This window comes from Pseudomonadales bacterium (genome assembly GCA_024234215.1).
In the GTDB taxonomy this organism is placed as follows: Bacteria; Pseudomonadota; Gammaproteobacteria; order Pseudomonadales; family UBA5862; genus JACKOQ01.
This window is the reverse complement of the sequence record JACKOQ010000002.1, coordinates 366,351-384,601: the sequence shown is the minus strand read 5'-3', so window position 1 is coordinate 384,601 and position 18,251 is coordinate 366,351. Positions and strand designations below refer to the sequence as shown.

Genomic DNA, 18,251 nt, shown 5'->3' with positions numbered 1-18,251 from the left:
TGCCTGCGTCATCGGCCATCCGCGGCCGCGCTACTGATGCCGGGTGGCGTCGATCTCGTAGCTGACCTTGCCGCCGGGGGTGGCCACTTCGACGATGTCGCCCTCTTCCTTGCCGATCAGGGCGCGGGCCAGCGGCGAGGAGACCGAGATCTTGTTGGCCTTCACATCGGCCTCGTCGTCGCCGACGATGCGGAAGGTGAGCCGTTCGTCGGTGGCGCTGTTGATCAGATCGACGGTGGCGCCAAAGATCACCTTGCCGCTGTTGGGAATCTGGGTGATGTCGATGATCTGCGCCTCGGAGAGCTTGGATTCGATCTCGCGGATGCGCCCTTCGGTGAAGCTCTGCTGCTCGCGGGCCGCATGGTACTCGGCGTTCTCTTTCAGGTCGCCATGGGCGCGCGCCTCGGCAATCGCATTGATGATGCGCGGTCGCTCCACCGTCTTGAGCCGTTGCAGCTCCTCTTCCAACTGCTTGGCGCCCTCTTTGGTCATCGGGACCCTTTTCATCACTTCAGCCTCTCGTGCAGTGCCTGCAATGTGTGGACGGCCAGATCCCCTTTGAACTGCAACGCCTGGCAGATGGCCTCGGCGCCCGCCAGGGTGGTGGTGTAGTGAACCCGGTTGAGCAGTGCGTAACGGCGAATGGTTGCGGAGTCAGCAATGGCCTGCCGTCCTTCGGTGGTGTTGACGATGAAGGAGATTTCGCCGTTTTTCAACCGATCGACGATGTGCGGCCGCCCCTCGCCGACCTTGTTGGTCTGCTCGACCGCCAACCCTGCCGCCTTCAGCGCCGCTGCGGTGCCCCGGGTGGCCGTCAGCGAGAAGCCGAGGCCGATCAGTGCACGGGCCACCTCGACCGCGCCGGCCTTGTCGGGGTCGCGCACGCTGAGAAAGGCGACACCGCCACTCGGCAGCAGTTCTCCGGCACCGGCCTGGGCCTTGGCGAAAGCTTCGGCGAACGTGAGGCCGACGCCCATCACTTCACCGGTCGATTTCATCTCCGGTCCCAGAATCGGGTCGACGCCGGGGAACTTGTTGAACGGGAAGACCGCCTCCTTGACGCTGACATAGTCGGGGATGCGTTCGGTGACGAAGCCCTGCTGCGCCAGGTCGATGCCGGCCATGCAGCGGGCCGCCACCTTGGCCAGCGAGATGCCGATGCATTTGGAGACGAAGGGCACGGTGCGCGAGGCGCGCGGGTTGACCTCGAGCACATAGATCTCGCCGTTCTGCACCGCCAGCTGGGTGTTCATCAGCCCGACCACGCCCAGCTCCAGCGCCATCGCCTCGATCATGCCGCGCATCCGCTGCTGCAATTCGGGCGCCAGACTGTAGGGCGGCAGCGCGCAGGCCGAGTCGCCCGAGTGGACGCCAGCCTGCTCGATGTGCTGCATGATGGCGCCGATCACCACCTGCCTGCCGTCACTGACCGCATCGATGTCGACCTCGACCGCATCATCCAGAAAACGGTCGAGCAGCACCGGCCGCTCGCTCGAAGCCTGCACCGCCTCGACCATGTAGCGCTTCAGTTCGGCAGTGTTGTAGACGATCTCCATCGCCCGGCCGCCCAGCACGTAGGAGGGACGCACCACCAGCGGATAGCCGATCGATTCGGCCGCCACCAGCCCCTCTTCGAGGCTGCGCACGGTGCGGTTGGGCGGTTGCCTGAGGTTGAGCTGCTGGATCATCTGCTGGAACCGCTCGCGGTCCTCGGCCCGATCGATCGCGTCGGGCGTGGTGCCGATGATCGGCACGCCGGCGCGATGCAGCGCCCGCGCCAGATTGAGTGGCGTCTGGCCACCGAACTGGACGATCACCCCCTTGGGCTGCTCCAGCGCGACGATCTCGAGCACATCCTCCAGCGTCACCGGCTCGAAGTAGAGGCGGTCGGAGGTGTCGTAGTCGGTCGACACCGTCTCTGGATTGCAGTTGACCATGATGGTCTCGTAGCCATCCTCGCGCATCGCCAGCGCCGCATGCACGCAGCAGTAGTCGAATTCGATGCCTTGGCCGATGCGGTTGGGTCCGCCACCCAGCACCATGATTTTGTCACGCTGACTGGGTGCCGCCTCGCACTCCTCGTCATAGCTGGAGTAGAGGTAGGCCGTGCTGGCGGCGAACTCCGCGGCGCAGGTGTCGACCCGCTTGTAGACCGGCCGCACCCCCAGCCGATGGCGCTGATCGCGCACTGCCTGTTCGTCGACGCCGAGCAGTCGCGCCAGCCGGGCGTCGGCAAAGCCCTTGCGCTTGAGCCGCCGCAGCCAGTCAGCGTCGAGCGCCGCCAGCGGTTGGCCGGCCAGCACCTGCTCCTCGCGGATCAGATCGTCGATGTAGGCCAGGAACCAGGGGTCGATGGCGGTCAGTTCGTGGATCTCATCGACCCCCATGCCGGCACGGAAGGCATCACCGATGTACCAGAGCCGCTCGGCAGTCGGGTTGATCAGCCGCTGCCGCAACTGCTCCAGCGCATCCCGGGCGCCGAGGTCGAGCTTCGGATCGAACCCCATCACTCCGGTTTCGAGGCCGCGCATGGCCTTCTGCAGCGACTCCTGAAAGCTGCGGCCAATCGCCATCACCTCGCCCACCGACTTCATCTGGGTGGTGAGGATGTTGTTGGCCTCGGCGAACTTCTCGAAGGTGAAGCGCGGAATCTTGGTGACCACATAGTCGATCGCCGGCTCGAACGAGGTCGGAATCAATCCGCCGGTGATCTCGTTGCGCAGCTCGTCCAGCGTATAGCCCACCGCCAGCTTGGCCGCCACCTTGGCGATCGGGAAGCCGGTCGCCTTGGAGGCCAGCGCCGAGGAGCGCGACACCCGCGGATTCATCTCGATCACCACCATGCGGCCGGTGGCGGGATCGACACCGAACTGCACGTTGGAGCCGCCGGTCTCTACACCGATGCGGCGCAGCACCCGGATGGCGGCGTCACGCAGCAGCTGATACTCCTTGTCAGTCAGTGTCTGTGCCGGTGCCACCGTGATCGAGTCGCCGGTGTGCACCCCCATCGGGTCGAAGTTCTCGATGGTGCAGACCACGATGCAGTTGTCGGCCCGATCGCGCACCACCTCCAGCTCGAACTCCTTCCAGCCGATCAGCGACTCGTCGATCAGCAGCTCGCGGGTCGGCGACAGCGCCAGACCACGCTGGCAGATTTCGATGAACTCCTCGCGGTTGTAGGCGATGCCGCCACCGCTGCCGCCCATCGTGAACGAGGGACGGATGATGCAGGGATAGCCGATCTGCCCCTGCACCTGTTCGGCCTCCTCCAGCGAATGGGCAATCGCCGAGCGCGGGGTGGCCAGCCCGATCGAGCGCATCGCCCGGTCGAACAGCTGTCGGTCTTCGGCGGTGTCGATCGCTTCGCGGTTGGCGCCGATCATCTCGACGCCATACTGCGCCAGGATGCCGTGACGGTCGAGGTCGAGCGCGCAGTTGAGCGCCGTCTGCCCGCCCATGGTCGGCAGCAGCGCGTCGGGGCGCTCCTGTTCGATGATCTTTGCCACCGTGCGCCAGTTGATCGGCTCGATGTAGGTGGCATCGGCCATCACCGGGTCGGTCATGATGGTGGCCGGATTGGAGTTGACCAGGATCACCCGGTAACCCTCCTCGCGCAGCGCCTTGCAGGCCTGGGCGCCGGAGTAGTCGAACTCGCAGGCCTGACCGATCACGATCGGACCGGCACCGAGAATCAGAATGGAACCAATGTCTGTACGTTTTGGCATGGCAGCAGGCGTCGTGGTGCAGCGTCCGGTCAGTTGACCCGACGCTGGCGATGAAGGTCGATCAGGCTGATGAAGTGGTCGAACAGGGCTTCGGCATCATGCGGACCGGGGCTTGCCTCGGGGTGGCCCTGAAAGCCGAAGGCCAGCCGGTCACGCCGGGCGAAGCCCTGCACGCTGCCATCGAACAGCGACAGATGGGTCACCTCGATGTTATCTGGCAAATCCTCGGAGTCGACGGCAAAACCGTGGTTCTGGCTGGTGATCATCACCTTGCCGTTGCGCAGATCCTGCACCGGATGGTTGGCGCCATGGTGGCCAAACTTCATCTTCAGCGTTCTGGCACCGCTGGCGAGCGCCAGCAGCTGGTGACCCAGACAGATGCCGAACAGCGGCAGATCGCGCTGCAGAAACTCCCGAATCGCCGCGATGGCGTAGTCGCAGGGCTCCGGATCGCCCGGTCCGTTGGAGAGAAAGACGCCATCGGGCTGCAACGCCAGCACCTCGGTGGCCGAGGTGGTCGCGGGCACCACCGTCACCCGGCAGCCGCGCTCGGCCAGCATCCGCAGGATGTTGCGCTTGACGCCGAAATCATAGGCCACGACATGGTGGCGGCTCTCGCTGACCGCGCGGTGGCCGGTCGAGATGCGCCAGCACCCTTCGCTCCAGGGATAGGCGCGGGCGGTGGTCACCTCCTTGGCCAGATCCATTCCCTGCAAACCGGGGAAGGCGCGCGCCGCCGTCAGCGCGGCCGACTGATCGAGCTCAGCGCCGGCCATGATGCAGCCGCGCTGCGCGCCCTGGTCGCGCAGGATGCGCGTCAGCCGCCGGGTGTCGAGGCCGGCGATGCCGACCCGGCGATGGTGACGCAGGTACTCGTCCAGCTCACCCTGACGGCGCCAGTTGCTGCTGCGCAGCGGCAGATCACGAATCACCAGACCCGCCGCATGAATGGACGGGGACTCTTCATCTTCGGCGGTGATGCCGGTGTTGCCGATGTGAGGGTAGGTGAGGGTGACGATCTGCCGGGCATAGGAGGGATCGGTCAGAATCTCCTGATAGCCGCTCATCGAGGTGTTGAACACCACCTCGCCGACTGCCATGCCATCGGCGCCGATCGACATGCCCCTGAAACAGCTTCCATCTTCCAGAATGAGCACGGCTGGTCTGGCTGACAAGAGCACACCCCTTTGGTCTGTTTGATGGCAGCCGGACGCACGCGCGCCCGGCCATAAAAAAGCGAGAGGGAACGATCGGTTCCATCCCGCTTGCACCCAGAAGCGCCACGCCCCACGGAGCGGCTTGTGACAGATCGAAAACGGCGCCATTCTATCCGAAAATGGCAGGAAGTGCCACGCCAGCGGCCGTCAACCTGCCGCCCGCGGATTCGTTATGGAAAGCTAAAAACACGCACTCCCATTGCGGCCAATCGAGGTTCCGATGAACGACATCCCGGCCAGCACGCTTCCCGCACCGATGCCGATCGAGCCGGCCGACACATCGGTCAAGGCAGCACTTTCGCACTTTTTTGAACAGCACGAGACCAGTGCCTACCTGAGGGCGCGCCGTGTCACCCGTGACAGTGACACGGCGCTCGAACTGGTGCAGGAGGCGATGACCCGTCTGGTGAGCCACTACCGTGATCGGCCACCGGCACAGTGGCCGGCGCTGTTTCAGCGCATCCTGCAGAATCAGTTGCGCGACTGGCAGCGACAGCAGTACGGTCCGCGCGCCGGCTGGCGCTTCGCCGCCTACGATGAGCAGGATGAACAGAACCCGACCCTGCCAGCGGCCAGCAGCCTGGAGCCGGATCGGGCCATGGCCCGTGGCCGTTTTCATGCCGCGCTGGCACAGGCGGTGGCCAGCCTGGCGCCCCAGCAGCAGCGCACCTTCATGCTGCGCTGCTGGGATGGGTTGAACGAACAGCAGACCGCCGATCGCCTCGGTATCAGCATCGGCAGCGTCAAGACCCACTACTTTCGCGCACTCCAGCAGTTGCGCGCCCGGCTCGAAGCCTACCGCCATGAGTGATGAACAGGAGTCGATTCCAGCCGAAATTCACCAGCGGCTGCGCCAGGCCCGGCTGCAGGCGATCGAGAACGGATTGCGGCAGCGGCCGCGCCGGCTGCCGGAGCGGTTCTGGATGGCGGCGACGGCCGTCATGCTGGCACTGCTGCTGACCCACCGCCCGCCGCCGCAGGATGACAGTCCGCAGCAGAGCGCCGAACTGCTGGCCGAGGTCGAGTTCTACCAATGGCTCGGTCTGACGGCCGAAGCCGGCTGAATCCTGAAAGTTCCCTTACCGCAACAATCACCAGCCGACCTCATCACTGTCACAAACAGCGGCCTGTCACCGTCACAAGAAGAGGGAAGCGGGTCTGATGTTTGTCATTTTTCTGTCATATGCACCTCTTAGGCTTTGCGCCTGTTTCGATCCGGAACAGTCAGGGTGGCCTGCTGCCATCCCCAATCCAACGGAGACCACTCATGCGTAAACTGCTTCTGCCCGCACTGATCAGCGCTGCCAGCCTCTCCATCGCCACCTCGGCGCTGGCCGGCACCGTGACCACCGACGGCTCTGACATCATCATCAAGACCAAGGGCGGACTCGAAGCCAAGACCGCCGACGGCAAGGCCTCGTTCAAGCTCGGCGGCCGCGTTCAGCTCGATTACAACGGCTACGATGGCGTTATCAACACGAAAACCCCTGGCGAGAATGGCAGCGACCTCTTCTTCCGCCGTGCCCGTCTGGAGATGGGCGGCACCTACAAGGATTGGGGCTACCTGATGTCCTACAACCTGACCGAAAGCGGCAGCATCGATCTGCTGTGGACCAGCTACAACGGTTTCGGCAAGCTGGCCGAGCTGACCTTTGGCCAGCAGAAAGAGGATTTCGGCCTCGAAGACACTGGCAGCTCCAAATGGATCACCGCCATCGAACGCTCGATGCCGAGCAATGCCTTCGACACCAAGAACAATGTCGGCGTCAAACTGCACGGCGCCAACAAGACCTTCAGCTACAGCCTGGGCGCCTACAAGCAGGACCTCGACAACAGCAACGACCTCAACAGCGCCCTGACCGGCCGCTTCGTCGTGCGACCGATCTATGGCAAGGACCGTCTGCTGCACCTGGGTGTTGGCGCCACCTCGCGTGATGGCAAGTTCACCAAGATCAGCTCCCGGCTGGGCGTGCGTGGTAACGAAGATGGCAGCGCGGCGCAAGTGGTCAGTGCGGCCTACACCGGCACTCCGGCTCCAGTGGCGGATGGGCAGGATGTCTGGAACGCCGAGCTGGCCGGCTACCTGGGTCCGGTCCACCTGATGGCCGAATATTTCGACGGCAAGATCTCTGGTGTGAACAGCAGCCCCGACATCGAAGCCAACGGCTACTACGTGCAACTGGGCTGGATCGTGACTGGCGAACACCGCCGCTACAACGATGAGATCGCGGCCTTCGACAAGGTCAAACCGGTCAACCCGCAGGGCGCCTGGGAGATCTTCGCCCGCTATGACGAGCTGGATGCCTCGGACAACCAGAATGTCGCAGTGAAGATGGTCGGCGAAACCGGCAACACCACCACCCTCGGTGTCAACTGGTACGCCAATGACCTGGTCAAGGTGGGGCTGAACTATGTGCACGCCAAGACCGATCAGCCGATTGGCGGCGAGGACAGCGGCGACGCACTGGTCAGCCGGTTGCAGATCGCCTTCTGATCAAAACCGCATTGCCAACAAAAAAGCCCCGGTGTGGGGCTTTTTTGTTTCTGGTCTGTTTCGGGCGATCCGCCAGCGAGGCGGATCGTTGCATGCTGCATGCAGGCGGCGCTACTCGATCTCTTCGACACCGCCTTCGGCGCTGATCGGTTCGCTGCCATATTCGACCTTCGGCTTTTTCGCCGGCTGCCGCAGCGTGCTCTCGACCACATCGATGGTGCCACCGCGCTTCAGGAACTGCTCGACATCGCTCTGCATCTTCTGCCGCAGCCGCGCCCGCGAGGACATGGTCCGCGCCTCGGCGGATTCATCCTTGCTGCCGATGTAGTCATAGTCGAAATCACCTCGGTTCACGCCATCGAGCAGATCGCCACCACCACTCTTCTTGGCCATCGATTACACCTCTTCTTCCGTCTCAACATGCTGATAACCATAGCCAATCCTGCCTGACCGATTGGTCGGGATGGCCAACTCTACAGGATTTTATTTCTGTCACAAAAAACTTTTGTGACCCGCCGCACAGGGCAGCGCCGTCATGGCGCGGATGGACCCTGCGGCATGAAGCGGCGGCAGTTTAGAGAAAGTATCAGCTGTCAACAAGCAGGCACGGGGAGTGCCGTGCATCGCACGGTGGGGCGGCCGGGTGGGCTCAGGTCTGCGCGCCGAGGATGCGGGCCAGAAACAGCCGGAACAGCTGTTCGAGGTCGGTCAGGCGATCGACCAGATCATGGCCGCTCAGCAGCAGATGCAGGTCGCACTCGACCTCGCTGGCGAAGCGCAGCGCGGCCGCCACCGGTACGATCTCATCCCGCCAGCCATGGATGACGACCCGCTGCCGGGTGCGCGGCACGAAGTGGCTCTGCGGATAGTCGGGACGGTCGATGTAGAGCGCCGGCGCCAGCAGGAACAGGCCGGCAACCTCACGCAGGTTGGCGGTGGCGGCGGCCACGTAGCCGCCCATGCTGGAGCCGACCAGAATCGGCTGGCGTGACTCGTCGTTCAGCAGCGCCAGCAGCTTGTCGACCCGCGCCGGACCGGAGAGTCCCTGGTAGTCGGGACTCTCGACCGCCAGCCCCAGCTCCCGCGCCACCTGGGCCAGCGCGGTGATCTTGATGCCCCAGGGACCGCTCTCCTTGCCGTGGGCAAAGTAGACGACATGCTCGCTCATGGCCCGCTCCCGATCAGTTGACGAAGCTGTGCCACTCGGGATGGCCATCGCGTCGGGCGGCCACTTCGTCGAAGTAGAGCTGCTGCAGGCGGGTGGTGATCGGGCCACGCGTGCCGCTGCCGATGATGCGGCCATCGAGCGACTGGATCGGCGTCACCTCGGCGGCGGTGCCGGTGAAGAAGGCCTCGTCGGCCACATAGACCTCGTCACGGGTGATGCGCTTCTCGACGATTTTCAGCCCCTCTTCTTCGGCCAGCGTGCAGACGGTGCGGCGGGTGATGCCGTCGAGACAGGAAGTGAGCTCCGGCGTGTAGAGCACCCCGCGCGACACCATGAAGAAGTTCTCGCCCGACCCCTCGGAGACATAGCCTTCGCTGTCGAGCAGCAGTGCCTCGTCGGCGCCGCTGCCGAGTGCCTCCTGCAGCGCCAGCATCGAGTTGATGTAGTTGCCATTGGCCTTGGCCTTGCACATCGCGATGTTGACGTGGTTGCGGGTGTAGGAGGAGGTGCGCACCTTGATGCCATTGACCAGCGCCTCGGGGCTCATGTAGCTCGACCAGACCCAGGCGGCGATCATCACATGCACCTTGAGGTTGTCGGCACGCAGCCCCATGCCTTCGGCGCCATAGAAGGCCATCGGCCGGATGTAGGCCTCGGGCAGATCGTTGACGCGAATCAGCTCCAGCTGGGCTGCGTTGAGCTGCTGCTGGGTGTAGGGGATCTTCATGTTCATGATGTGTGCCGAGCGGAACAGCCGTTCGGTGTGGTCGACCAGCCGGAAGATGCAGGGGCCACGGTCGGTGCGGTAGGCGCGGGTGCCCTCGAAGACCCCCATGCCGTAGTGCAGGGTGTGGGTCAGCACATGAACCCGGGCATCGCGCCAGGGCACCATCTCGCCATCCAGCCAGATCAGGCCATCACGGTCGGCCATGGTCGCTGTAGTCATCATCGATCCTCTGCTTTGTGCGGTTGTCTGTTGTCGGATTGCGCGGATCACGCTGCGGGCGGCACCAGCAGCCGCTGCCAGATCGCAGCCACCTGCCGGCGCGCGTCGCGCCAAGGCGCGGCCGGCACCACCTGGGGCTCTTTCATCAGTGCCAATCGGTGCGTGCTGGTGCGATAGCTGCGGTAGTGGTCGCGCAGTTGCCGTGCTTCGTCGGCGCCGAGCAGCGCGGCCTCTTCCAGGCCATCGAGAATGCGAATCGTGTCGGTGAATTGTAACAGTTGCGGATGGTCGGCGGACCACGCCAGCACGCCATATTGGGCCAGAAACTCGATGTCGACGATGCCGCCGGGATCCTGCTTGAGGTCGAACAGCGCGGCCTCGTCGATCGCCTGATGCCGATCGACGCTGCCCAGCTCCTCGACCATGCGCCCCCGCATCTTCGCCACCTCGTCGCGCAGCGTCGGCAGATCACGCGGCCGGCCGAGCACCTCGGCGCGCACCTGCTCGAACTTCTGCCGCAGTCGATGGCAGCCCGCCACCACCCGCGCGCGCACCAGTGCCTGATGCTCCCAGGTCCAGGCATCTTCGAGCTGGTAGCCACGAAAGGCGTTGAGCGAGCTGACCAGCACCCCGGAACGCCCGGACGGGCGCAGCCGGATGTCCACCTCATAGAGCTGCCCCGACGGCGTCACCGCGGTGAGGATGTGCATCATCCGCGCCACCAGCCGCGAGAAGAACAGGCCGTTGTCGATCGGCTGGTCGCCATCGGTGGTGAGGTTGGGCGCCGCGTCATGGATGAAGACCAGATCGAGGTCGGAGCTGTAGGAGAGCTCGATGCCGCCGAGCTTGCCATAGCCGACGATGATGAAGTCGGGGTTGCAGGCCACCCCTGGCGCCCGCTGCGGCACCCCATGCTTGCGGGTCAGGTGGCGCCAGGCCAGGTTGAACACCTGCACCAGCACCGCCTCGGCGATGAAGGTGAGGTAGTCGCTCGCCTTCATCAGCGGGATGCGCTGCGCCATTTCGGCGGCCGCCACCTTCAGCAGATGGGCCTGCTTGAAGTAGCGCAGCCCCTCCATCTGCGCCTCCAGGTCATCCTCGGGAATGCGCAGCAGTCGCAGGTTGAGCGCCTCCTGCACCGCCTGTCGCTCGGGTGGTGCGTAGAGGTTCTGCGCGTCGAGAAACTCGTCGAGCAGGCTTGGAAAGCGGCTGATCAGATCGGTGATCCAGGGGCTGAGTGCGCAGAGGTCGATCAGATGATGCAGCGCCGAGGGGTTCTCGGTCAGCAGCACCAGATAGACCGTGCGGCGCAGCAGCGCCTCGATCACCGTCAGCACCCGCTCCAGCGCGACCTGCGGTGTGGCGTGGCGGGCGATGTCGGCCAGCAGCATCGGCAGCAGCCGGTCGAGCCGTGCCCGCGCCTCATCCCGCAGTGCCGCGACCCGCGGCTCACTGCGCAACTGCGCGATGCGCTGCATCAGTGCCTGCGGCTGCTGCAGCCCCTGCTCGCCCAGCCAGCGGGCGGCCTGATCCTCCGCCAGCTCGCCGCGCCACAGCTTCAGCCAGCCGCTGCCCTCGGGCACCGGCAGCGCGCTTTTCGCCTCCGGTTCGCTGACCATCTCGTTGAAGTGACGGTGGACCGTCTCGCGGTACTCGGTCAGTCGCTGCTGAAAACCCGACCAGTCGGCAAAGCCCATCGCAAAGGCCACCCGTTCCCGCTCGGCCTCGTCGGTGGGCAGGTTCTGCGTCTGCCGGTCATCCAGCTCCTGCAGCACATGCTCGCTGTCGCGCAAAAAGAGGTAGGCCTCGCGCAGCGCGGCCACGGTCGGTTGCGGCAGATAGCCACCATCGGCAATCTGCCCGAGCGCCGCCAGCAGGCTGGTCTGGCGCAGGCGCGGATCACGGCCACCGTGACTCAACTGCAACGCCTGGACGATGAACTCCACCTCGCGGATGCCGCCCGAACCGAGCTTGAGGTTCTGCTCCAGCCCCTTTTCGCGCACCTCGCGCTGAATCATCGCCTTCAGCTCGCGCAGCGCGCCGATCACACTGAAGTCGAGATAGCGGCGGTAGACGAAGGGAGTCAGCCGTGCCATCAGATCGGCCGCGGCCGCAGGCGCGCCGGCGATCACCCGCGCCTTCAGCATCGCATAGCGCTCCCAGACCCGGCCCTGCTCCTGGTAGTAACTCTCCATCGCATCGAAGCTCGGCACCAGCGCACCGCTCTGCCCATAGGGTCGCAGTCGCATGTCGACGCGAAAGACACTCCCCTCGTCGGTGGCGCGGTCGAGCACGTTGATCAGCCGCTGCCCGAGCCGGGTGAAAAAACGGCCGTTGTCGATCGACTGCGGTCCGCCCCGGGTCTCGCCCGCCTCGGAGCAGGCGAAGATCAGGTCGATGTCGGAAGAGAAATTGAGCTCGCCGCCACCCAGCTTGCCCATGCCGAGCACCACCATCACCGCCTCGCGGCCGGTGTGGCGGCCGGTCGGCACGCCATGACTGCGGCAACCATCCTGATACAGCCAACCGAGGGCGACATCGACTGCGGCTTCGGCCAGTGCCGAGAGCTCGCGGCTGGTGGTGACGAAATCCGCCAGCCGGCATCGGTCACGGCAGGCGATCCGCACCATCTCGCGGCGACGCCAGCGGCGCAGCTGCTGCATCAGTGCCGCCTCGCTGTCGACCACAGTGAGCAGTTGCTGTGCCTGCGCTTGATACATTCCGGCCGGATAGTCACGGTCGAGGTCGCCGCTTGCCTCCAGCTCCAGCGCGAGCATCGGCTGGGTCACGCAGCAGTCGGCAACGAAATCGCTCACCGCCCACACCCGCAGCAGCCGTTCGAGCCGCGCGGGCGGCAGCGCCAGATAGCGCTGCATCGTCGCGTCATCGAGCCGCTGCCAGTGGCGCAGCACCACCGCCTGTAGCGCGGCGGGCAGAAAATCGATCGGCGGATTCATCGGCACAGCACCACTACACTTTCAGGCTGAAGGGGTTGAAATCGGTCTTGTCATCGAAGTAATCCTCATGCTCGGCCCGCTTCAATGCCGCCACGATGCGGTAGGTCAGCGGCGTCATCACCACCTCCCAGCCCACCTTGATGCAGTAGTTCATTGCCATCACCGCCAGCAGCAGATCGGTCTCCCAGACGCCATAGAAGGCCAGCGGATAGAACACCAGCGTGTCGACCGCCTCACCGGCGACGGTCGAGCCGATCGTGCGGCTCCAGAGGTGACGCCCCTGGGTCAGCACCTTCATTCGCGCCAGTGTGAAGGAGTTGGTGAACTCGCCGCACCAGTAACCGATCAGCGAGGCCAGCGCGATGCGCCAAGTGGAGCCGAAGGCCGCCTCGATCACCGCCTGCCCCTCCCAGCCGGCGGCCGGCGGCATATTCACCACCACCGTGCTCATGAAGCTGGCGAAGGCCAGCGCGCCAAAACCGGCCCACACCACCCGCCGCGAGCGGGCGAAGCCGTACACCTCGGTCAGGATGTCGCCGAACAGGTAACTGATCGGAAAGAACAGGTTGCCAGCGCTGAAGGTGAAGCCGGCCACCGTGGTCACCTTGCTGACGCCGATCAGGTTGGCGCAGAGCAGCACCGTGACGAAGGCCGCCATGACCAGGTCATAGTAACGGTAGTGACGGCGGTGGCGCGGCGCGGTCATGCGGGGCTCCAGCATGGAAGTCGGATGGGTGAATCGGTGGCTGTCGCATTGCGCGGCAGTTCAGCCTGCCGTCTGCCGTCGCCGGCGTCAACACGCGGCCGTGGCAGCTCCTTCTGACTGCATTATCGATCCAGCCATGCCCTGATGCACAATGGAGCACCCCGACCGCACCGACGAGGTTGTCTTCCATGCACCACGCCGCCACCCTGCACAGTCCGCTCGGCGAACTGACCCTCTGCGCCAGCGACCACGCCTTGACCGCGATCCGCTTTCCTGAAGAGCTGCCCCCGGTTCTGCCCGTGGCCGGTCCCAATGCCCTGCTGCGCGAGGCCCTCCGCCAGCTCACTGCCTACTTCGACGGCCGCCTGCAGCGGTTCGACCTGCCGCTTGCCGGCGAGGGCAGCCCATTTCAGCAGCGGGTGTGGCAAGCACTGCTGCAGGTTCCCCATGGCCGCACCGCCAGCTATGGCGCCATCGCCGCGGCCATCGGCAATCCTCGCGCCTGCCGCGCCGTGGGACTGGCCAACGGCAGAAACCCGATCGCCATCGTGGTGCCCTGCCACCGCATCATCGGCCGCAACGGTCAACTCACCGGCTATGGCGGCGGTCTGGAGCGCAAACGGTGGCTGCTGCGGCACGAGGGGGTGGGGGTGAATTGAAGGTCTGGAGCACGCTATGGCTGCGCCGAAATCGAGCGAATGCCGCATTGCGGACAATCATCCTGGCTTCGCTGCTGAAAAGTTTTCAATGGCTGTCAGTGGTTTTGGCCTGTTCTCCCATCAGGCAGGCCGGTGACTTGTCCGGTCTGGAGAGCAGGAAACCGAGAAAATCGTGGTCTGAGCTCAATTACCCCCCCCCCAGCGGTTCATCCCCGCGGGTGCGGGGAACGCATCGTGCGCCACGCGGTTTTATCGTCGCGGGCCGGTTCATCCCCGCGGGTGCGGGGAACGCTTTGCGGATGAAGTTCGTAACCCTGAATGTATCGGTTCATCCCCGCGGGTGCGGGGAACGCACAATATCGAACCAGAATTTGCGCGCATGAGTCGGTTCATCCCCGCGGGTGCGGGGAACGCAGGAGCCTCGGGCTGATCGAAAATGCCGGTGACGGTTCATCCCCGCGGGTGCGGGGAACGCGTCTACTTGATATCAACTGCGGGCGGTGTGCGGTTCATCCCGCGGGTGCGGGAACGCCTACAAGAAAGTCGGACCATACAAAGAAGTGCCGGTTCATCCCCGCGGGTGCGGGAACGCGGACGCGGCCGATCTGGGACACCGCCACCAATACGGTTCATCCCGCGGGTGCGGGGAACGCTTAGCGTGAACATACTCCACCGGCTGGATCACCGGTTCATCCCGCGGGTGCGGGGAACGCGTGGCTGCGCAAAGCGTTGTAGATCGCCAGCCCGGTTCATCCCCGCGGGTGCGGGGAACGCCAGCGCAGGCGCGTCGAGGATGCTCATGCCTGCGGGTTCATCCCCGCGGGTGCGGGAACGCCGCCGAATTCTGAAGGTTTTGGTCGCGGAACCACTCGGTTCATCCCCGCGGGTGCGGGGAACGCGCATCGGCAGGACCGTTCTCATCCTCCATGCCGGTTCATCCCGCGGGTGCGGGGAACGCCCAGTCTCATATTCGCCGGCCTCGTTGACCGCCGGTTCATCCCGCGGGTGCGGGGAACGCGGATCACCAGGGTTGTCCAATCGCTGCGCACCGGTTCATCCCCGCGGGTGCGGGGAACGCACCAAACAATCTCCCGAAACTCCACCAGGAGGCGGTTCATCCCGCGGGTGCGGGGAAACGCCCCCTACCACTGCTGGATGCGAGTGTGCCGTGACGGTTCATCCCGCGGGTGCGGGAACGCCAGGTCACGTGGAGGCCGAAGGCCGGAACGAACGGTTCATCCCGCGGGTGCGGGGAACGCAACTTGCCGATCGGCAACCCAAGCCCATCGGCCGGTTCATCCCGCGCGGGTGCGGGAACGCGCGCGCGTCTCGAAGACACAGCACCGCGCGACCCACGGTTCATCCCGCGGGTGCGGGAACGCTCGTTGAAAGCCAGCTCGTCGCCATCCGCGTCCGGTTCATCCCGCGGGTGCGGGGAACGCGCCGACCTGACCGGGCATGGCGTCATCGATGCCGGTTCATCCCGCGGGTGCGGGGAACGCGCGTTGTCGACAGCCCGGCGGAGTAGCTGCCACGGTTCATCCCGCGGGTGCGGGGAACGCTCGTTGACCGCCTTTAGATCCGAAAACGATCCCGGTTCATCCCGCGGGTGCGGGAACGCAGCTCATGGAGCTCCAATACTATCTCGATCATCGGTTCATCCCCGCGGGTGCGGGGAACGCTTATCGCAGCGGTTTTGAAGGGCCAATCGTATCGCGGTTCATCCCCGCGGGTGCGGGGAACGCCCATCGATCCATGCAGCAATGCTGCCGACGGCCGGTTCATCCCGCGCGGGTGCGGGGAACGCCGACGTTGAAGGACCTCTGCTGTCGCTCGCTGCGGTTCATCCCGCGGGTGCGGGGAACGCCGCGACCCAAAACAGGCATCGATGTCATGGGGCGGTTCATCCCCGCGGGTGGGAACGCCGCCACAGCGCCTGACGTGAAAATTGTCGCAACGGTTCATCCCGCGGGTGCGGGAACGCTCGCCACTGGCATAATCCTCGCCCAGCAACCCCGGTTCATCCCCGCGGGTGCGGGGAACGCCGCCGCAGCCTCCGCGTTGGCGCGGCGCATCCAGGTTCATCCCCGCGGGTGCGGGGAACGCACCGAAACCCCGACCCAGCCATCGGCAACCTGCGGTTCATCCCGCGGGTGCGGGGACGCGCAGAGATGCCGAAGGAGTTGTCACCGGAGTTCGGTTCATCCCGCGGGTGCGGGGAACGCTCGCCGGTTCCGCTCCCCTGCTGGCCGGACCCCGGTTCATCCCCGCGGGTGCGGGGAACGCCTCTTGCCAAGCGCCTGCTGCACGCCAAGCACCGGTTCATCCCCGCGGGTGCGGGGAACGCGTCAGCGGTCCGATCGACCCGCTGGTCTCATACGGTTCATCCCGCGGGTGCGGGAACGCGGAGCAGCCAGCGCAGACGGGTGGGCCGATGCCGGTTCATCCCGCGGGTGCGGGGAACGCTCCGCTCTCGAAGGCGCCAGCCGGCGAGAACGACGGTTCATCCCCGCGGGTGCGGGGAACGCGTCTGGGAGCTGCCCAAGGCGACCGGCGCCGCCGGTTCATCCCCGCGGGTGCGGGGAACGCGGCCTCATCACATAGCTCATTGATAGCCCTCGCGGTTCATCCCCGCGGGTGCGGGGAACGCTACTATGGACTCTGGCCGATGACGAGGGACGCCGGTTCATCCCGCGGGTGCGGGGAACGCGCACCAGTGGTGCCTGGTCGCCGTCCAGCATTGCGGTTCATCCCCGCGGGTGCGGGAAACGCGAGGCGGTCATGCTGGCCGCGTCTTTCCCGTCCGGTTCATCCCGCGGGTGCGGGAACGCTTTCGTCGAAAAAGTGCTTGACACCCGTTACCCGGTTCATCCCCGCGGGTGCGGGGAACGCCGACGCTGCCACGCCATCGATCGTCACCGTCACGGTTCATCCCCGCGGGTGCGGGGAACGCGGGCGACGGCGCCGGACGAGGTGGCCGGCTGGCGGTTCATCCCCGCGGGTGCGGGGAACGCGTTTTGCCTACCGCCTGCTGCACCCCGATCACCGGTTCATCCCCGCGGGTGCGGGGAACGCACTTCTTCCATTTCACTGATTTTTAATCAGAAAAATGGCAAGCGAAAATCTACCAGCAATTGCCAGGTGCTGACAAATCGATTGCGTATTGTTAAAGAGCAGACTCACGGTTGGCCCTCGCCGGCATCCGGCGGCAGAAACGACACCAGTTTGGCGCCATCGAGTTCCACCGGAATGCGCCGGTTGAGCCCGCAGGTCACGAAATCGAAACCGGCTTCGGTCGCCGCCCTCCAGGCCATCACGGCATTGCCATCACCGATGCCCTGCTCGACCTGTGACCAGATGTTCTCGCGCACGCGGCGCGAATAGTCGCCGACATAGACGCCGGCGCGAATCTCCAGCAGCCACACGGCCAGCCGCCCGCGCAGCCTTGGCGGGGCATTTTCAACCACGATGACCAGCATCGCCGAGCGGCTCCGGGTTGGGGATGGCCGGGCCGATGGCGTCGTCCGGGGCAACCGGAGGCGCGATCTCTCCGGCGGCCAGCATCTCTTCGATGCCGGGAATGATGCGTTCGAGCAGGCGGGTCTGCCGAAAGATGTCGCGGCAGCGCAGGCGCACTTCGCGTTCGGGGTTGGCCGGCTTTTTGGCGGCAACCTGAAAGGCGACCGGCACGACGGTCTCGAATTTGTACACGTCGGCGACATCGTAGACGAACGACAACGGCTTGCCGGTGTGGATGAACCCTACCGCTGGCGCGTATCCGGCTGCCAGCACGGCCGCTTCGGTGACGCCGTAAAGGCAGGCGGTGGCCGATGACAGGCAGCGGTTGGGCAGGTCGGAGGCGTCCCACTCGGTTGGATCATAGTTACGCGCGCGCCAGGTGACGCCGAATTTCTGCGCGATGCGCTTGTACATCTCGCGCACGCGGGCGCCCTCGATGCCGCGCAGCTGCTCGACCGAGCGGCGCTGCGGCGGCGGCTCGCCAAAGCGCAGTTCGTACATCTTGCGCACCACCTTCAGCCGCAGGTCTGGGTCCAACGCCAGCTTGGCCTGATACAACAAGCGGTCAGAACGCGCACCGCCGGGCTGACCCGCGGAATAGAGCCGCACGCCGGCCTCGCCGATCCAGACCAGCAGGGTGCCGACCCGCGCGGCCAGCGCCACGGCGGCATGGGATACGCGGGCACCGGGCTCCAGCATCAGGCAGGCCACGCCACCGACCGGGATATGGGTGCGCACGCCGTTGGCATCGACCACCACGAAGGCGCCGTCGAGCACGTCGATCTGGCCGCGCTCGATGTAGAGCACCGACAGGCGTTCCTTGATCGGGATCGGGCGCAGTGGCGGCAGCAGGTCGGCCA

General features: G+C 65.4%; 14 protein-coding genes. 4 read left to right on the top strand and 10 right to left on the bottom strand.

Features of this window, described 5'->3' with window-relative positions; genetic code table 11:
• Positions 1-30 precede the first annotated feature (30 nt).
• The 3 genes from greA to carA are packed head-to-tail and all read right to left on the bottom strand — an operon-like array spanning position 31 to position 5,050.
• Positions 31-507 carry a transcription elongation factor GreA gene (gene greA, locus H7A13_06165; GenBank protein ID MCP5332928.1) on the bottom strand — a complete coding sequence of 159 codons (477 nt, stop codon included), beginning with the start codon at positions 505-507 and terminating at the stop codon, positions 31-33.
• The gene (carB, locus tag H7A13_06160) at positions 507-3,725 is read right to left on the bottom strand and encodes a carbamoyl-phosphate synthase large subunit (GenBank protein MCP5332927.1); all 3,219 of its coding nucleotides are present in this window, start codon (positions 3,723-3,725) and stop codon (positions 507-509) included. The genes greA and carB overlap by 1 nt, the downstream gene beginning before the upstream one ends.
• A gap of 29 nt (positions 3,726-3,754) precedes the next feature.
• Complete coding sequence (carA, locus tag H7A13_06155; protein MCP5332926.1) at positions 3,755-5,050, bottom strand: glutamine-hydrolyzing carbamoyl-phosphate synthase small subunit; 1,296 nt, start codon at positions 5,048-5,050, stop codon at positions 3,755-3,757.
• Between the two features lie 112 nt (positions 5,051-5,162).
• Between carA and H7A13_06150 the strand changes: the two genes are divergently transcribed.
• The 3 genes from H7A13_06150 (at position 5,163) to H7A13_06140 (ending at position 7,436) form a co-directional block, all read left to right on the top strand.
• Positions 5,163-5,753, top strand: a complete 591-nt coding sequence (locus H7A13_06150) for a sigma-70 family RNA polymerase sigma factor (protein MCP5332925.1) — start codon at positions 5,163-5,165, stop codon at positions 5,751-5,753.
• Entirely contained in the window at positions 5,746-6,006 is a 261-nt protein-coding gene (locus H7A13_06145; protein MCP5332924.1) for a hypothetical protein, read from the top strand. Before H7A13_06150 ends, H7A13_06145 begins: the two co-directional genes overlap by 8 nt.
• A gap of 203 nt (positions 6,007-6,209) precedes the next feature.
• Complete coding sequence (locus tag H7A13_06140) at positions 6,210-7,436, top strand: porin (GenBank protein ID MCP5332923.1); 1,227 nt, start codon at positions 6,210-6,212, stop codon at positions 7,434-7,436.
• A 111-nt stretch (positions 7,437-7,547) separates the two neighbouring features.
• Here H7A13_06140 and H7A13_06135 read toward each other — a convergent pair whose 3' ends face one another.
• The 5 genes from H7A13_06135 to H7A13_06115 form a co-directional block, all read right to left on the bottom strand.
• Positions 7,548-7,829 (bottom strand): hypothetical protein, encoded by a 282-nt coding sequence (locus tag H7A13_06135; GenBank protein MCP5332922.1) that lies wholly within the window; start codon positions 7,827-7,829, stop codon positions 7,548-7,550.
• Between the two features lie 256 nt (positions 7,830-8,085).
• Entirely contained in the window at positions 8,086-8,604 is a 519-nt protein-coding gene (locus tag H7A13_06130) for an alpha/beta fold hydrolase (protein ID MCP5332921.1), read from the bottom strand.
• 13 nt (positions 8,605-8,617) lie between these two features.
• Positions 8,618-9,535, bottom strand: coding sequence for a branched-chain amino acid transaminase (locus H7A13_06125; GenBank protein MCP5332920.1), 918 nt, complete (start codon positions 9,533-9,535; stop codon positions 8,618-8,620).
• 62 nt (positions 9,536-9,597) lie between these two features.
• The gene (glnE, locus tag H7A13_06120) at positions 9,598-12,507 is read right to left on the bottom strand and encodes a bifunctional [glutamate--ammonia ligase]-adenylyl-L-tyrosine phosphorylase/[glutamate--ammonia-ligase] adenylyltransferase (protein ID MCP5332919.1); all 2,910 of its coding nucleotides are present in this window, start codon (positions 12,505-12,507) and stop codon (positions 9,598-9,600) included.
• 13 nt (positions 12,508-12,520) lie between these two features.
• Complete coding sequence (locus H7A13_06115) at positions 12,521-13,228, bottom strand: queuosine precursor transporter (protein ID MCP5332918.1); 708 nt, start codon at positions 13,226-13,228, stop codon at positions 12,521-12,523.
• Between the two features lie 173 nt (positions 13,229-13,401).
• Between H7A13_06115 and H7A13_06110 the strand changes: the two genes are divergently transcribed.
• Positions 13,402-13,872, top strand: coding sequence for a methylated-DNA--[protein]-cysteine S-methyltransferase (locus H7A13_06110; protein ID MCP5332917.1), 471 nt, complete (start codon positions 13,402-13,404; stop codon positions 13,870-13,872).
• 3,179 nt (positions 13,873-17,051) lie between these two features.
• Here H7A13_06110 and cas2 read toward each other — a convergent pair.
• Positions 17,052-17,351, bottom strand: coding sequence for a type I-E CRISPR-associated endoribonuclease Cas2 (gene cas2 / locus H7A13_06105; GenBank protein MCP5332916.1), 300 nt, complete (start codon positions 17,349-17,351; stop codon positions 17,052-17,054).
• Positions 17,332-18,243 carry a type I-E CRISPR-associated endonuclease Cas1 gene (gene cas1e / locus H7A13_06100; GenBank protein ID MCP5332915.1) on the bottom strand — a complete coding sequence of 304 codons (912 nt, stop codon included), beginning with the start codon at positions 18,241-18,243 and terminating at the stop codon, positions 17,332-17,334. The genes cas2 and cas1e overlap by 20 nt, the downstream gene beginning before the upstream one ends.
• Positions 18,244-18,251: the final 8 nt, after the last annotated feature.

What these genes read in the sequence shown, in the direction of transcription:
- H7A13_06125 (MCP5332920.1), bottom strand. Translation starts at nt 9,535, where the DNA reads ATGGCCGACCGTGATGGCCTGATCTGGCTGGATGGCGAGATGGTGCCC.
- greA (MCP5332928.1), bottom strand. Translation starts at nt 507, where the DNA reads ATGAAAAGGGTCCCGATGACCAAAGAGGGCGCCAAGCAGTTGGAAGAG.
- H7A13_06130 (MCP5332921.1), bottom strand. Translation starts at nt 8,604, where the DNA reads ATGAGCGAGCATGTCGTCTACTTTGCCCACGGCAAGGAGAGCGGTCCC.
- carB (MCP5332927.1), bottom strand. Translation starts at nt 3,725, where the DNA reads ATGCCAAAACGTACAGACATTGGTTCCATTCTGATTCTCGGTGCCGGT.
- H7A13_06110 (MCP5332917.1), top strand. Translation starts at nt 13,402, where the DNA reads ATGCACCACGCCGCCACCCTGCACAGTCCGCTCGGCGAACTGACCCTC.
- H7A13_06150 (MCP5332925.1), top strand. Translation starts at nt 5,163, where the DNA reads ATGAACGACATCCCGGCCAGCACGCTTCCCGCACCGATGCCGATCGAG.
- glnE (MCP5332919.1), bottom strand. Translation starts at nt 12,507, where the DNA reads ATGAATCCGCCGATCGATTTTCTGCCCGCCGCGCTACAGGCGGTGGTG.
- carA (MCP5332926.1), bottom strand. Translation starts at nt 5,050, where the DNA reads ATGGCGCCGTTTTCGATCTGTCACAAGCCGCTCCGTGGGGCGTGGCGC.
- cas2 (MCP5332916.1), bottom strand. Translation starts at nt 17,351, where the DNA reads ATGCTGGTCATCGTGGTTGAAAATGCCCCGCCAAGGCTGCGCGGGCGG.
- H7A13_06135 (MCP5332922.1), bottom strand. Translation starts at nt 7,829, where the DNA reads ATGGCCAAGAAGAGTGGTGGTGGCGATCTGCTCGATGGCGTGAACCGA.
- H7A13_06140 (MCP5332923.1), top strand. Translation starts at nt 6,210, where the DNA reads ATGCGTAAACTGCTTCTGCCCGCACTGATCAGCGCTGCCAGCCTCTCC.
- H7A13_06145 (MCP5332924.1), top strand. Translation starts at nt 5,746, where the DNA reads ATGAGTGATGAACAGGAGTCGATTCCAGCCGAAATTCACCAGCGGCTG.
- H7A13_06115 (MCP5332918.1), bottom strand. Translation starts at nt 13,228, where the DNA reads ATGCTGGAGCCCCGCATGACCGCGCCGCGCCACCGCCGTCACTACCGT.